This is a genomic window from Prevotella sp. AM34-19LB (assembly GCF_003468525.1).
Taxonomy (GTDB): domain Bacteria; phylum Bacteroidota; class Bacteroidia; order Bacteroidales; family Bacteroidaceae; genus Prevotella.
In genome coordinates this window covers 28,767-45,196 of sequence record NZ_QSIG01000025.1, presented here as the reverse complement: position 1 = coordinate 45,196, position 16,430 = coordinate 28,767, and the positions used below count along the sequence as shown (strand labels likewise).

General features: G+C 45.3%; 11 protein-coding genes. 8 read left to right on the top strand and 3 right to left on the bottom strand.

What is annotated here, in order from left to right:
• Positions 1-45: 45 nt before the first annotated feature.
• The 3 genes from DW830_RS09215 to DW830_RS09205 all read left to right on the top strand — a co-directional run bounded on the left by DW830_RS09215 (position 46) and on the right by DW830_RS09205 (position 7,077).
• Positions 46-3,312, top strand: a complete 3,267-nt coding sequence (locus DW830_RS09215; protein WP_119249669.1) for a UvrD-helicase domain-containing protein — start codon at positions 46-48, stop codon at positions 3,310-3,312.
• Between the two features lie 41 nt (positions 3,313-3,353).
• Positions 3,354-6,290 (top strand): PD-(D/E)XK nuclease family protein, encoded by a 2,937-nt coding sequence (locus DW830_RS09210; protein ID WP_119249668.1) that lies wholly within the window; start codon positions 3,354-3,356, stop codon positions 6,288-6,290.
• A gap of 169 nt (positions 6,291-6,459) precedes the next feature.
• Positions 6,460-7,077 (top strand): sigma-70 family RNA polymerase sigma factor, encoded by a 618-nt coding sequence (locus tag DW830_RS09205; RefSeq protein ID WP_119249667.1) that lies wholly within the window; start codon positions 6,460-6,462, stop codon positions 7,075-7,077.
• 126 nt (positions 7,078-7,203) lie between these two features.
• Here the strand turns inward: DW830_RS09205 and DW830_RS09200 are convergent, their stop codons facing one another.
• Complete coding sequence (locus DW830_RS09200; protein WP_119249666.1) at positions 7,204-7,623, bottom strand: helix-turn-helix domain-containing protein; 420 nt, start codon at positions 7,621-7,623, stop codon at positions 7,204-7,206.
• A gap of 185 nt (positions 7,624-7,808) precedes the next feature.
• On the opposite strand from DW830_RS09200, the gene DW830_RS09195 reads away from it, so the two are divergent.
• The 5 genes from DW830_RS09195 to DW830_RS09175 all read left to right on the top strand — a co-directional run bounded on the left by DW830_RS09195 (position 7,809) and on the right by DW830_RS09175 (position 13,541).
• Positions 7,809-9,716: an LTA synthase family protein gene (locus DW830_RS09195; protein ID WP_119249665.1), complete on the top strand. Its 1,908-nt coding sequence runs from the start codon at positions 7,809-7,811 to the stop codon at positions 9,714-9,716.
• A 63-nt stretch (positions 9,717-9,779) separates the two neighbouring features.
• Positions 9,780-10,469 carry a phosphatase PAP2 family protein gene (locus tag DW830_RS09190; RefSeq protein ID WP_119249664.1) on the top strand — a complete coding sequence of 230 codons (690 nt, stop codon included), beginning with the start codon at positions 9,780-9,782 and terminating at the stop codon, positions 10,467-10,469.
• 45 nt (positions 10,470-10,514) lie between these two features.
• Positions 10,515-10,907 (top strand): hypothetical protein, encoded by a 393-nt coding sequence (locus DW830_RS09185; protein WP_119249663.1) that lies wholly within the window; start codon positions 10,515-10,517, stop codon positions 10,905-10,907.
• Between the two features lie 259 nt (positions 10,908-11,166).
• A complete protein-coding gene (locus DW830_RS09180) occupies positions 11,167-12,885 on the top strand; it encodes a glutamine--tRNA ligase/YqeY domain fusion protein (RefSeq protein WP_119249662.1) in 1,719 nt (572 codons plus the stop codon).
• Between the two features lie 14 nt (positions 12,886-12,899).
• Positions 12,900-13,541 (top strand): DedA family protein, encoded by a 642-nt coding sequence (locus DW830_RS09175; protein WP_301332274.1) that lies wholly within the window; start codon positions 12,900-12,902, stop codon positions 13,539-13,541.
• A gap of 89 nt (positions 13,542-13,630) precedes the next feature.
• On the opposite strand, the gene DW830_RS09170 is transcribed toward DW830_RS09175, so the two are convergent.
• Positions 13,631-14,701: a mannose-1-phosphate guanylyltransferase gene (locus tag DW830_RS09170; protein WP_119249660.1), complete on the bottom strand. Its 1,071-nt coding sequence runs from the start codon at positions 14,699-14,701 to the stop codon at positions 13,631-13,633.
• Between the two features lie 141 nt (positions 14,702-14,842).
• On the bottom strand, positions 14,843-16,330 hold the full coding sequence (locus DW830_RS09165) for a xylulokinase (protein ID WP_119249659.1): 1,488 nt from the start codon (positions 16,328-16,330) through the stop codon (positions 14,843-14,845).
• Positions 16,331-16,430 lie beyond the last annotated feature (100 nt).

Here is a 16,430-nt window from a genome sequence, read left to right as displayed (position 1 = left end):
CTACGGGATATTCCCCAATCAATCAAGAAATAAAAAGAACAATATATGAAATCACAACTCACCGTTTACAAGGCAAGTGCGGGCTCGGGTAAGACCTTTACCCTTGCCCGCGAATACATGACCCTGGTGATAGACAATCCCCACGCCTATCGCACCATCCTGGCTGTAACCTTTACCAACAAGGCTACAGAAGAGATGAAACTGCGTATTCTCGGACAGCTCTATGGCATTGCCCACGAGCTTCCCGAATCAGATCAGTATCTTGTACAGATACATGCAGCACTCCCCCATCTTTCGGAAAAACAGATCAGAAAGAATGCGGAAGAGGCTTTGCGCCTGCTCATCCACAACTACAACTATTTCAGAGTAGAAACCATCGATACCTTCTTTCAGAGTGTCTTGCGAAATCTGGCACGAGAACTCGACCTCACAGCCAACCTGCGTATCGGGCTGAACGATTATCAGGTGGAACAGCAAGCTGTGGATGAACTGATAGAAAGCCTGGAAAGCACCGACAAACTGCTTTTCTGGATCATGGATTACATCAAGGAAAACATCGCAGACGACAAGAGCTGGAATGTGATCGGCCAGATCAAGTCGTTCGGTGAACACATCTTCCGTGATTACTACAAGGAGCACGCCGACGAGCTGTCAAAGCGAATGGAAGAAGAAGGCTTCTTCGAAGCATTCAAAGACAAGATGAAGGATACCCGAAACCAGGCTAAAGAAAAATTCGAAGAAATCGCATCTTCCTTTTTCGATGCGCTGGAAGAGGAAGGATATTCGGCTGATGACCTCAACAACAAGACAAGGGGTATCTGGAGCTACTTCAATAAATTGAGAAATGGAAAATACGGAGACGATGACGTCAGCAACATGACTTTAGATAAATGTATGGATAGTCCGGAAAACTGGGTCAAGAAGTCGGAAGTCAAGAACAATTCTCCACTCTATCAGCATGTGGTGAATACTCTCTATCCAATCCTCCAGTTCTCGGAAGAGCATCGCCACATGCTCGAAAGAATGTACAAGAGCGCCAACCTCACCATCAGACACCTCAACCAGCTGCGCCTCTTGGGCAGCATAGACAAGAAGGTGAGAGAAATGAACCAGGAGGCTAACCGCTTCCTGCTCAGCGACACACAGACATTACTTCACTCACTCATCCAAGGCAGCGACTCACCTTTCATCTTCGAGAAAATCGGTACCCAGCTGAACCACGTGATGATAGACGAGTTTCAGGATACCAGCACCATACAGTGGAAAAACTTCAAGGTGCTGCTGGAAGAAACGATGAGCCGAGAAGATGCAGGCAACCTGATTGTAGGAGATGTAAAACAGAGTATCTACCGCTGGCGTTCGGGCGACTGGCGACTTCTCAACAACATAGAAGATCAGTTTGACAATCCGAAGAAACAACTGGATGTAGAGACCCTTGCCACCAACTATCGCTCAGACCGCAATGTCATCAACTTCAACAATGCCTTCTTCGTTGAAGCTGCCCAGCAGGAATATAACGAACTGGCAGCAACGATACCGGAAACAGCCAAGCAACTGCTTACTGCCTATGCCGATGTAGAACAGGAAGTTCCGGAGAAGAAAAAGATTCAGGGATATGTTGAAGTGCGACTCCTCAAGACACAGGAAGAGGACGATGAAAATGATGCAGAAAATAAAGAAGACCGCATGATGCAACTCTGTCTGCAAACAGTAGATAAGTTGACTGCACGTGGTGTTCCAACCCATCGTATCGCAATTCTCGTGCGCAACAACCGCACCATCCAGGATATCGCAGCATACTTTATGGAGCATTCAGACTATGAGATGGTTTCAGACGAGGCATTCCGTCTCGACGCTTCGCAGGCAGTACAAATACTCATCACAGCCCTGAAGCTGCTGACACACCCTGCCAACGATATTGCCCGCGCCACACTCTTGAAGTTTGCCCATACTTATCTGAATGATGAAAAGGTGGTTGAACTGATCACAGAGAATCGACAGAAATTGCAGGAGATGCCTTTACTCGACCTGACCGAAAAATTGTTCACGGAACTTCACCTTGGCGAGATAGAAGATATGAAAGCGCAAAGTGCCTACGTATGTGCCTTCTACGACAAGTTGAATTCCTTCCTGACAGACAACAGCAGCGACATCGAGGCGTTTCTCCAGGAATGGGAAAACAATCTTCACGAAAAAAGCATTCATAGTGACGGCATCGAGGGTATCCGACTCATCACCATCCACAAGAGTAAGGGACTGGAATTCGACCATGTCATCATGCCATACTGCGACTGGCAACTGGAGAAAGCCAACACCATCTGGTGTACCCCTCAGGAAGCTCCTTACAACGAACTCCCTCTGGTACCTGTAGATTTCAGTGCCAAACAGATGAAAGGAAGTATCTATGAAAATGACTACCATCACGAGCATCTGCAGAACATCGTAGATAATCTGAACCTGCTCTATGTGGCATTCACCAGAGCCAGTCATAATCTCTATGTCTTCGGCAAACGCGCATCTACCGCCTACCGTTCGGGAATCATCGAAAAATCACTGGAAACAGTTGCTGAGAAGCTGAAGCAAAATGCAGAGAAAGAAGCATACGAAATGCTTACCGACGCGGTAAATGTAGAGTTGGAAGGCATCAGTACAGATAGCAAGACCAACGACATCATCTTTAAATATGGCGAACCGGTGGTACCGAAGCAAAAAATAGTAATGGACATGAAAATCAACAGAAATGTCTTTACGATGCCTGCAGAAATGATGCACATAGACATCAATGTTTCGCCTAAGCTGCCAGAATTCAGACAGAGTAACAAGAGCCGCGACCTCATCAAAGGAGATGAACAGGAAGAGCAGCAGAAATTCTATATCAAGATGGGTACAGTACTGCACAGTCTCTTCTCTACCATCCGCACAAGAGATGATATAGAAGGAGCACTGAAACAGCTGGAACTTGATGGAGTTCTCTACGATGAAAACATTTCGCGCGAGAGAGTTGAGAAGATGATTCGCAAACGTCTGGAATCAGACAAGGTAAGCGACTGGTTCTCTGACCGATGGAAGGTTTTCAATGAGTGTTCCATCATCAGCACAGACAAGAACGGGAATATGGTAGAGCACCGCCCAGACCGAGTGATGAAAGATGAGCACGAAACCGTGGTGGTAGATTTCAAATTCGGTAAACCGAAGCCGGAGTACCACGACCAGATAAAAGGCTATATGAAGCTGCTCGAAAGTATGGGACATGCTCATGTCAAGGGATACCTCTGGTATGTTTATCCGAACAAAATAGAAGAAGTATTATAGATGAATAAAAGAAATGCAAAGATAATAAAAAACAATATACAATGAAAGCATTCTTGAAAACAGTAGCCCAGGATATGCTGGCAAAATACGGCACCAACATGAGCGACATCGCTGTGGTTTTTCCAAACAAACGTGCAGCGCTCTTCCTCAATACCTATCTGGCGCAATTGGCCGGCAAGCCGATCTGGACTCCCACATACATCACCATCAGCGACCTCTTCCGCCGACACTCCGACCTGAAGGTTGCTGACCCTATCAAGTCTATCTGCGACTTGCACAAGGTATTCGTAGCATGCACAGGCATTGATGAGACCCTCGACCACTTTTACGGTTGGGGGCAGCTCCTTCTTGCCGATTTTGACGATGTAGATAAGAACATGGTAGATGCCAAACTACTCTTTGCCAATCTGAGTGACATCCACGAACTCGACGATGTTTCTTATCTCACAGACTATCAGAAAGCTATGATCAAGAAATTCTTCAGCAATTTCTCTGATGATCACAATACAGAACTGAAGAAGCGATTCCTGCAGTTATGGTCACATTTCTACGATATCTACGTAGGATTCAACCAGAAACTGGCCAAACAGAAACTGGCTTATGAAGGAGCACTCTATCGCAAGGTAGTAAACGATGAAGATATAGACTTCCATTACAAGAAGTATCTCTTCATCGGTTTCAATATGATGCAGATAGTAGAACAGACACTATGCGACCGACTGCTGAAACAGGGCAAAGCCCTTTTCTACTGGGATTACGACAAGTACTATATGGAGGGACAAAATGAAGCCGGCCACTACATCCGTCAGTATCTGAAGCACTATCCCAACGAACTTGCCAGCTATCCGCAGAAAGACATCTACGACAACATGTCGAAGAACAAGGATATCACCTACACATCCGCACCAACAGAGAACATCCAGGCCAGATACGTAAACGCCTGGCTCAAGGAGCACAACCGCTACAAGATGGGGCGCAATGTAGCCATCGTTCTGAGCGATGAAAACCTCTTGCAGAGTGTGATACATTCACTTCCGGAAGAGGTGAAAAGCGTCAATATCACGATAGGCTATCCTTTGCAGCAAACACCTTTCTACAGTCTCATCCAGCAGCTCATCCAGTTGCAGGGAACAGGTCATCCACAGCATAGCGAGACCTACCGTCTTCATTATGTGCTTACAGCATTGCGCCATCCCTATACGAGATTCATCAGCTCTCGATATGCCGACCTGCTTGAAAAGCTGGAAGAACAGAAACGCTTCTACCCATCGCGCGATTTCCTCAGCATGGATGGAGACGAAGGACTCTCTCTGCTTTTCAGAAACCTGGAAGAGCAGACGGCAGAAGCCACGCAAAGCAGCTACAACAAGCAGCTCATCAGCTACTTGCTTGATATTCTGCGCATGATAGGAACCCAGGCGAAGGATTTGAATGATCCGCTATTTCACGAATCACTCTATCGAACCTACACCCTACTCAACCGCCTGCAGGAACTCATCACATCCGGTGACCTTGAGGTAGATCCCATCACTCTGGAGCGACTGATACAGCAGCTCATCCAGACCACAAGCATACCATTCCATGGCGAGCCGGCAGAAGGAATACAGGTAATGGGTGTACTCGAAACCAGAAACCTCGATTTCGACCATATTCTGGTTCTATCCTGCAACGAAGGCAAAATACCAAAGGGTGTGAACGATTCTTCATTCATCCCTTACTCCCTGCGCAAGGCTTACGGTCTCACCACCGTAGAAAACAAGGTAGCCATCTTTGCCTACTACTTTCACAGTATGCTGCAGCGTGCCCACGACATCACGCTTACCTACAACAATGCTACGGAAGATGGTCAATCGGGCGAGATGAGCAGATTCATGCTCCAGCTGATGGTAGAAAGTCAGCATCCTATCGTTCGGAAGACTCTCATCGCCGGTCAGAAACCCCTTCGCCCGGCATACGACGAAGAGCCAAAGACCGAAGAAGTGATGAAGGTACTTGACGACGTAAGAATGCTCACACCTACTTTTCTCAATACATACCAGAGATGCCAGAAGCAGTTCTATTATAAATATGTAAAGGGATTGCTGGAACCGGATGAAATAGATGAAGACGAAGTAGATAACCGCATCTTCGGAAACATTTTCCATCGGGCAGCAGAACTCTTCTACTATGGCTTTGCCAGCAAGAGCGATATCCAGACAGATGAGAAAGGCAAGCAGCAGCTCATCCGCCCAATCGTCATCACGGCAGACATTCTGGACCAGGCAATGAAGGATAAGATGCTGGTAGATAGACTGGTAGATCAGGCCTTCAGAGAAGAGCTCTTCAAGGTAGGCAACAACGACTATCATCCGAAATACAACGGTCTGCAACTCATCAACAAGGAGGTAATAGCCAGCTATTTGCGACAGCTCATCTCCATAGACAGACGCCAGACACCATTTACCATCATCGGTATGGAATTGGTAGTTTCAGAAACACTGAAAGTCAACACAAGCAGGGGCGAAAAGCAGTTCAAGATTGGTGGTTTCATCGACCGTCTGGATGCCATTTCTCATATATCGAACATCTCGGAACGCATCAGAGTTATCGATTACAAGACGGGAAGAGCACAGACCACACATCCCAAGGATATAGATGAGATGTTCTCGGCAACTCCCCAGGCACTGAGCAAGCATACGGATTATTATCTGCAGGCTTTCCTCTACTCGATGATCATCAAGAACAGCAAAAGATACAATTCTGCACAGGAACCCGTGTCACCAGGCTTGCTGTTTATACAGAATGCAGGCGCAGAAGACTACGACCCAACCCTTAAACTAGGGAGGGAAAAGATAGAAGATATTGCAACGTATGAAGAAGACTTCATGACGCATCTCCGCAGTCTGATAGCCGACATCTACAATCCTGCATTGCCACTGCGCCCTACCAGCGACAAGAAACGCTGCGAGTATTGCCCGTACGCCGGACTATGCAAATAGGTATTGCAGAATGTTAAAATGAGAAATATTTGGGAGCAAAATTTGTTTCTTCAAATATTTCTCTGTATTTTGCAGTAGAGAGAGCACACTGCGCAATCACGCAAGAGTTTCTCTCGGCAGAAAATTGCATCAAAAACATCATTCATGAATTAAAAGACCCAAAGGAGATATGACAGAGAAAGAAATCAATAAGTTGGTAAGCGATAACATCAACTACGTAAAATCGGTAGCCAACCACTATCGTGGTAATGGTGTTGACTTCGATGACTTGGTTAGCGAAGGAACTTTGGCGATGCTCACGGCAGCTCAAAAATACGATGCCGAACGCGGTTCGCAGTTTGTGGCTTATGCATCCCCTTTCATTCGCAAGGCGATGCAGCAGACAATCGACAAGCAGGCAGCACTCTATCGTGTACCAAAGGATCAGAAGAAGCATGCTCCACGCAATGCTACAAAAGCTGTTTCCATCGATGCCCCTATCAGTGAGGGAAACAAGTACACCCTACTCGACATCCTTATCAACAAAGATGCCCAGCCAGCAGACGACAATACAGCCTTCACCCAGATGCTCAACGACTTGGAACGTTGCGTTGGAGAACTGGAAGAACGCGACCGCATAGTCATTTCTAAGTTCTATGGTATAGGAATGGCACATGAAACACTGGCAGAAATAGCAGAAGACCTGCAGCTGAAGCGAGAGCGTGTGCGCCAGATCAGAGACAAGGCGATACGCCAGATATCAAAGAATACAACCAGTAAGGTGCTCAAGCATTTTCTTAGGAAATAAAGTCAGATGATTATCTCTCTTAAATTCCAGAGAATATAGATTGTAATACAAAATAAAAATGGCTGTACAAGAAATTGTCCTGTACAGCCATTTTTATATGAGCGGTATTGCTTCAATAAGACGCAGTTACTTTGGCTGTGAATGTTCGAGGCGATACTGACGTGGAGTTATGCCCAAACGCTTGTAAAAGTTTGCATAGAAACTTTGACGAGTGCTGAATCCAGCCATCTCACTGATATCTTCCACGCTCATCTTTGCGTAGCGCTTATCTGTGAGAAGCGACATTGCATCGTTTACACGATAATCATTAACTAACTCTGAATAATTCTTGTGGAATCGAGTTGCACACACTGCCGAAATATAACGAGAGTTCGTGCTCAGGTCCTCAGCCAACTTCTTAGAGTTGTACTCAGGATCCTTGTATTTTCTCTCCGTTACAATCAGACGGATAATCTCATCACGGAGGCGGTCTTTAGTCTCCTCACTCAGCAAGGTTTGATATCTCGCTGACTTCTCTTTTTTGGGTTGAATGTTATACTTAGCCATAATGCGTAATAAATTAATACAACAAAGGTACGGCAAAAATATCAAACTACCAAATTTTTTGGCACTTTTTTGAAAAAAACTATAAAAATAATTGTCTATCTCGAAAATTATTCCTAATTTTGCATACAGATACATTATTAATATAGAAATTTTAAACATTAAATATTGAAAAGTTCAACGTTCGTATGAAGCAAATTATATGGTTTGTTAAGACTTATGCTACGTTTGTAGTATTGTTTGTTTTGCAGAAGCCGCTGTTCCTCTTTTTGGAAAAGGGTTCTGCCACACAACCTGTCGACAATATCTTCACGGAGTTGCCTGCTGTTATCTGGCATGGACTTCCACTCGATTTATCGATGGCAGGATACTTATCTGTGATTCCAGGTTTACTTTCCATTGCCGTGGTATGGCTGAAAAGAGACCTGGTTAAACCAATTATGAACATCTACTTCATAATTGCCTCACTCTTCATCACTTGCAGCTTCCTGCTTAACACAAGTCTTTATCCATACTGGAAGTATCCATTGGATAGTACTCCACTCTTCTACTTCTTCACTTCACCGGCTGATGCCATCGCCAGTGTAAGCATCTGGCAAGTGATTCTTTCAATTGTCATATTGATTGTTCTGACCATTGGAGTTTGGTTCACATTGCGAATGCGAGGCGAGAAACGCCAGCAATACAGTCGCTACGGCTACGGATATGGAAGACTCGGAAGTGGTAAAAGAAATCGATTCGATGACTTCGACCGCCATCGTGGTCGTACATCCATCATACTCCTCCTGCTCACAGGCTTACTCTTCTTGCCTATCAGAGGTGGCATCACCGTTTCTACGATGAACACGGGACAGGCATACTACAGCCAGAACGCATTTCTGAACCACTCAGCCGTGAATCCGCTGTTCAGCCTCATGGAATCGATTACTCACCAGGAGGACTTCGCCTCACAGTATCGCTTCATGAAGGATAAAGAGGCTGACAAGATATTCGCGACGATGACAAGTACAAGCGACGAGAACACCTACCCTTTGCTCAATGAGGCAACCTTCAAAAAGGGAACTCCTGATATTCTCATTGTCATTATGGAAAGTTTTGCCAGCGACATCATGCCGTCCATGGGTTCATACAAGGATGTAGCCGTATGCCTGGATTCCATCGCCCAGCAGAGTATTCTATTTACAAGATTCTATGCCAACAGTTTCCGCACGGACAGAGGTTTGGTTTCCATATTGAGCGGCTATCCTGCACAGCCCACAACCAGCATCATGCGCTATCCACGCAAGACTAGCCAGTTGCCATCCATAGCCCGCAACCTGGCGAAATACAAGAATTACAAGACCACCTATTATTATGGTGGAGATGCAGATTTCTGCAATATGCGCTCCTATCTTGTTTCTCAGGGTTATCAGCATATCATTTCTGATGCCAACTTCCCGATAGAAGACAAGCTGAGCAAATGGGGTGTACCAGACCATATTCTGGCAGCCAAAATGATAGAAGACATCAAGGCACAGCAGAATGAGAAGCATCCTATGCTGAGGATATTGCAAACTTCCAGCAGCCACGAGCCTTTCGAGGTGCCTTATCACAGATTGAAAGACAAGCGTCTAAATGCTTTCGCCTACACCGACAGCGTAATGGGTGCTATCGTCAGGGAATACCGCAAACTGCCTAGATGGAAGAATACGCTTATCGTGTTTGTACCAGACCATGTAGGAGGATATAAGGAACAGCTGAACGACCACGACCGTAGCCGTTACCAGATTCCACTCATCCTGGCAGGTGGAGCCATCTCGCGCCCTATGAAAGTGGGCATCATCGGTTCACAGCATGACATTGCAGCCACCCTGCTCGGTCAGTTGGGAGTAGAGCACAGGGAATTCACTTTCAGTAAGAACATGATGAGTGATGCCACACCTAAATTCGCATTCTTTGCGGTGAACGATGCATTTGGCATTGTTTCAGAAGAGAACTCGCTCATCTACGACAACAGAGCCAAGCGAATCGTATATGACAAAGGCGATAAAGGCTTTAATCTGAAGCGAGGTCAAGCCTATCTCCAGAAGCTATACGATGACTTAGCTAAAAAATAGGCAAAATATTGAATGATAGTAAAAACGAGAATATAAATATCAACAAAAATAGTTAATGCAACTATGCTAGATCTCATTCATTATATGGAACAGATAGACACAGCAATATTGCTATTTTTCAATGGCATGCACTGCGAACTATTCGATTACTTTATGGTTTTGGTGAGCAACCGATTCACATGGGTTCCATTTTATGCAGCGTTCATCTTCGTGATGATTAAGAATTTCCACTGGAAGGTAACGATAGTCACTATTCTAGCAGTAGCGCTCCTTGTATTGCTCTGTGACCAGACTGCATCAGGCTTACTCAAGCCATTGGTAGGACGTCTCCGCCCAAGCAACCCGGCCAACTCCATCTCCTATATGGTACACGTGGTTAATGGATACCGGGGCGGCAGATACGGATTTCCTTCCTCCCACTCCGCCAACTCGTGGGGAGTAGCCATATTCGCCATGTATCTGGTAAGAAACAGAAAGCTGAGTATATTCCTGGCGTTCTGGGCTGCACTGGTAACATATTCCCGTGCCTATCTGGGAGTACATTATCCTGGAGACTTGCTGGTAGGATTTCTTATAGGCTTCGTTATGGCATCGATTGTATATTATGCTTATAACCGTTGGGCAAGATTATACACTCAGGAGTTTCTGAACGGCAAGAAAAAAATCCAGTATAATTATCTCCCCATATCAGTAGGACTGGTCAGTATAGCAACAATGTTTGCTACAAGTCTGATCATGCTTTTCACATCCTAAAGAAAGTAATATTTTCAAAACATCAATAATTTAAAGATCAAGATTATGAAGAAACTTACATTGATGGCTATTGCCATGGGTATGCTTGCCTTCACAGCATGCACAGAAAAGAAACCAGCTGCTGCCCCTGCTACTCAGGTAGAAGAGGTGGTTACAGACTCAGCATTCCAGCAGGCTGTTGCTGGTGAATACAAGAGTGCAGACGGAAAGCGTATCATTACTGTCAACGCAGACTTCACAGTAAAGACCACAGGTCTTGACAAGGACTACTTCAAGTGGGATATGGATGTCAAGCCACAGGGTCCATCTGCCAACATCAACCTCATCCGCAAGGGTCTCGATTCAGAGGTAAAAGACATGGTATCTGTTGATACAGAAGAAGGAACTCTCATCGTTAAGAACGAGACTTACAGAAAGGCAGTAGAAGAGAAGAAGTAATTCTTCCATCTGATACATATTCATCATAAGCTGAGCGCCTCCACACCACGTGGGGGCGCTTTCTTTGTATGTGGGGACGCTTTCTTTAACTGTTATTCACTATATTTTCCCCCTCAGAAAACATATTTTCTTACTTTCCTACATTTCTTCTTAAATTTCGAGCCTAAGAATTTCCGTACTTATAATAAAATTTGTATCTTTGCACCATCAAACGAGAAAAATACTGGTTTTAGAAAATAATAAAGTAATTCTATAGAATATGGCAATTAATGAAGAAAACAAAATCGAGGAGAAAACAAAGAGCATCTCTTTCGTAGAACAGTTGGTAGAGGAAGACCTCAAGGAAGGTAAGAACGCTGGTCGCATCCAGACCCGTTTCCCACCAGAGCCTAACGGCTACCTTCACATCGGTCATGCCAAGGCCATCTGCATGGACTTCGGTGTAGCCGAAAAATACAAGGGTGTCTGCAACCTCAGATTTGATGACACCAACCCAAGTAAGGAAAACAACGAATACGTAGAAAATATCCTCCAAGACATCCAGTGGCTCGGATTTAAGTGGGGCAACATCTATTATGCTTCAGACTACTTTGAGAAGTTGTGGGAGTTTGCTGTATGGATGATCAAGAAGGGACATGCTTATATCGACGAGCAGACTGCAGAGGAAATTGCAGCTCAGAAGGGTACTCCTACTACCCCTGGTACTGCCAGCCCATACCGCGACCGTCCGATAGAGGAAAGCCTTGCCCTCTTTGAGCAAATGAACACTCCTGAGGCTGTAGAAGGAAGTATGGTACTCCGTGCGAAGCTTGACATGGCTAATCCAAACATGCACTTCCGCGACCCAATCATGTACCGCATCATCCAGACTCCTCACCACCGTACAGGTACCAAGTGGCACGCTTATCCAATGTACGACTTCGCACACGGACAGAGCGACTATTTCGAGGGTGTTACCCACTCTATCTGTACCTTAGAGTTTGTTCCTCACCGTCCACTTTACGACAAGTTCGTTGACTTCCTGAAGGAGATGGATGGCAGCGATGACGTATTGAACGATAACCGTCCTCGCCAGATTGAATTCAACCGCTTGAACCTCACTTATACAGTAATGAGTAAGCGTAAGCTCCATACTCTGGTAGATGAGCATCTGGTAAATGGATGGGATGATCCTCGTATGCCTACACTTTGCGGTATGCGTCGCCGCGGTTATTCACCAGAGAGTATCCGTATGTTCATCGACAGCATCGGTTATACCAAGTTCGATGCCCTCAATGATATGGCTCTTCTGGAGGCTTCAGTTCGTGAGGACTTGAACAAGAAGGCTTGCCGTGTAAGTGCTGTAATCGACCCAGTGAAACTCGTCATCACCAACTATCCTGAGGGTGAGAGCGAGGAGATGGAGGCAATCAATAACCCAGAGAACGAGGCAGATGGCTCACATACCATCACCTTCTCAAAGAATCTCTGGATTGAGCGTGCCGACTTCATGGAGGATGCTCCGAAGAAGTTCTTCCGTATGACTCCTGGAAAGGAAGTTCGCTTGAAGAATGCCTATATTGTGAAGTGTACAGGCTGCACCAAGGACGAGAACGGTGTCATCACAGAGATTCAGGCAGAATACGACCCTATCAGCAAGAGCGGCATGGAAGGTGCCAACCGCAAGGTAAAAGGTACTCTTCACTGGGTATCTGCCGACCACTGCGTAAAGGCAGAAGTACGCGAGTACGACCGTCTCTTCGCCATCGAAAACCCATCTGCAGACGATCGCGACTTCCGTGAATTGCTCAACCCAGAGAGCTACCACGATTTCAAGGAGTGCTATGTAGAGGAGTATGCAGCAACCAAGAAGCCGGGAGAGTATCTCCAGTTCCAGCGCATCGGTTACTTCATGGCAGACCTCGACACAACAGATGAGAAGCCAGTATTCAACAAGACAGTGGGATTGAAGGATACCTGGGCAAAGCAGAATAAGTAATATAATTAATAATTATGAATACAGCAGATCTTTTTCTTTGGATTCTGGATAACTTGAATTACTGGGTGGTTGCACTGTTTATGGCAATCGAAAGCTCTTTCATTCCTTTCCCATCTGAGGTGGTTGTTCCACCTGCAGCTTGGAAAGCTATGGATCCAAACAGCGGAATGTCGTTTATTCTGGTCATCGTGTTTGCTACCATCGGTGCAGACCTTGGTGCCCTCATCAACTACTATTTGGCTAAATGGGTAGGTCGCCCTATCATCTATCGTTTTGCAGACAGCCGAATCGGTCACATGTGCCTGATTGACCGCAAGAAGGTGGAAGTAGCTGAGGAGTATTTCCGCAAGCATGGTGCTGCCTCTACCATTTTCGGAAGATTGGTGCCAGCCGTTCGCCAGCTCATCAGTATTCCTGCAGGATTGGCAGGAATGCACGTGGGTAAGTTCCTGCTCTACACCACTATCGGTGCAGGTGTATGGAACACCGTATTGGCAGCCATCGGTTGGGGTATCTACGAATACACTGATTATAAGACAACTCATGACGTTTATCAGCAGGCAGTACAATATAGCCACGAGATTGGTTATGTCATCTTGGCATTGGCTGTAGTCATCGTAGCCTTTATTGCCTATAAGGGTATCAAGAAGAAATAAACTTCTTTCAGAAGCACATATATACAAAAAACTCTCCATTGAGGTTCAACCTTCAATGGAGAGTTTTTTGTATATATAGATATCAATCATTACTTCTCACTACCTGAGAAAATCTTGATTCGCTGTTCCTCAGACAATTTGCAGATAAGCAGCGTTCCGTCTTCCTCTGCAACAATATAGCCATCCAAGCCCTGGATAACAACCTTCTTCTCATTCATGGTATGAACGATATTGTTCTTAGACTCCACCATCTGGATATTATCACCTATCAGCGCATTGCCATACATATCCTTATGGCTCTGTGCCAGGAGGCTTCCCCATGTACCGAGGTCACTCCATCCAAAGTCGGCAGGCATCACAAAGATTTCCTCCGCTTTCTCCATGATGGCATAGTCAACAGAGATATTCTCGCATTCAGGATAACGCAGATCGATTTCAGCCTGCTCCTTGTCTGTACCATAAATACTGCGCATGCTCTCGAAAATCTTGGCAATGCTTGGCTGGTAAACACGGAAGGCATTGACGATGGTTGCGGCACTCATCACGAAGATGCCGGCATTCCAGAAGAAACTCTTGTCTTGAATATATTGAGTAGCAGTCTCCAAATTTGGCTTCTCCTTGAAATGGTCAACACGGAAGACTTCCTTGTTACGAGCAGAAGGGGTACGAAGATCAGCCTGAATATAGCCATAACCAGTCTCTGGGCGAATAGGCTTCATTCCCAAAGTAACGATGCTGTCAGTCTCACCAGTAAACTTCAAGGCAGATGTTATCACTCTTCTGAATTCGTTGGCATTGGTAACGATATGATCAGAAGGAGACACAACAATATTAGCATGAGGATCCTTTTCCTTGATTCGCCAACTGATATAGGCGATGCAAGGAGCTGTGTTTCTTCTGCATGGTTCCTGCAGAATATTACCCTCAGGAATCTCAGGCAACTGCTCGTGAACCAAGGCTGCATACTTTTTATTGGTTACTACCCAAACATTCTCCGGGTCACAAACACCCTCAAAACGATCGAATGTAAGCTGTAAAAGTGTACGACCAGTTCCTAAGACATCAATAAACTGCTTAGGCTTGTCCACGGTACTCATAGGCCAGAATCTACTGCCTACTCCACCTGCCATGATTACTAAATGATTATTTTTATGAGCCATATTTATACTTTTTATATAATATTTCGCAAAAGTAATAAAAATAATTGGTATAAACAAATAAAAGATGGAAAATTATTCCATCCTTTACCATATTTTGGGAAAAACTCGTTTTTTCGAACACTTCCCGTATCAATACAAAAACTAGAGCTTACCAAGTTCAGCCTTCCAGTCAGCATAAGCCTCAAGATAAGCACTGCGATTTGCCTCATCAGGCTCAATTACCGCCAATTTCTTAAGAGATGCAAACGCCTCATCGTGATCCTTATAGATACCTGCACCGATACCAGCTCCCTTGGCAGCACCAGCACTACCATCGGTCTCGTAAAGTTCGATGGTTGCACCACTCACACCTGCCAGGGTATCCCGGAACAGAGGACTGAGGAACATGTTTGCCTTTCCAGCATGAACCTTCTTGACATCCATACCCATCTGCTGCATAATCTCCATACCATAGCAGAAACTGAATACGATACCTTCCTGTGCAGCTCTTACGACATGGGCACGATTATGCTTGGTAAAACTCAATCCACGGATAGAACAGCCCACTTCACGATTTTCCAATACGCGCTCTGCTCCATTTCCAAAAGGAATAATCTTCACACCGTCGCTGCCAATAGGCACACCGGCTGCCATATCATTCATATCTGCATAACTTACATCAGGCGTGATGTTACGATGTACCCAAGCATTCAGGATACCAGTACCATTTATACAGAGCAACACTCCCAAGCGGTCAAGTTCCGTTGTATAGTTGACATGTGCAAAGGTATTGACACGACTCTTTGGATCGTAATTGACTTCACCGAGCACACCATAGACAACTCCGGAAGTACCTGCGGTGCTGGCAATCTCACCAGGATTGAACACGTTCAGGCTGACAGCATTATTAGGCTGGTCACCTGCACGATAAGAGATAGGAGTTCCCTCCTTCAGGCCAAGTTCCTCGGCAGCAGCCTTGCAGACTACGCTCTGAACAGAGAAGGTAGGAACAATATCTGCGAGCATACTCTCATCGAATCCGAAATAATCAAGCAGGAACTTGGCTGGTTTCTTTGCCTTGAAGTCCCACATCATACCTTCAGAAAGTCCGCTGATAGTAGTCTGAGCCTCACCGGATAGTTTCATTGCCAGATAATCACCAGGGAGCATAATCTTATCTATCTTATCGAAAAGTTCAGGTTCATTCTCCTTGACCCACGCCAGTTTGGAAGCGGTAAAGTTACCTGGAGAATTGAGCAGATTACGCAAGCAGAGATCCTCACCTAAATCGTGGAACGCTTTCTCGCCGTAAGGAACTGCACGGGAATCGCACCAGATGATAGATGGACGCAGAACCTGCTGGTTCTTATCCACACAAACCAGACCATGCATCTGATAGGAAATACCGATAGCAAGAATATCCTCACCTTTGGCACCACACTCCACCATAATCTTCTTGAGAGCCAACTTGGCATTGTCCCACCACATTTGCGGATCCTGTTCAGCCCATCCTGTCTTTACTGCCATGATAGGTGCTTCATGATCAGGATAGAATGCAGAAGCAACAATCTCACCACTATCCACATCTGTAAGAGATGCCTTTACAGAACTTGATCCAACATCAAAACCTAATAAATATCTTCTAGCCATTTGTCCGTTATTTAAAATTGTTTGTTATTACTAAATCTAAAGTATAGAAATGCATTTGATAGAAATGCTCTTTCCATTACTCATCATACAAATATAATAC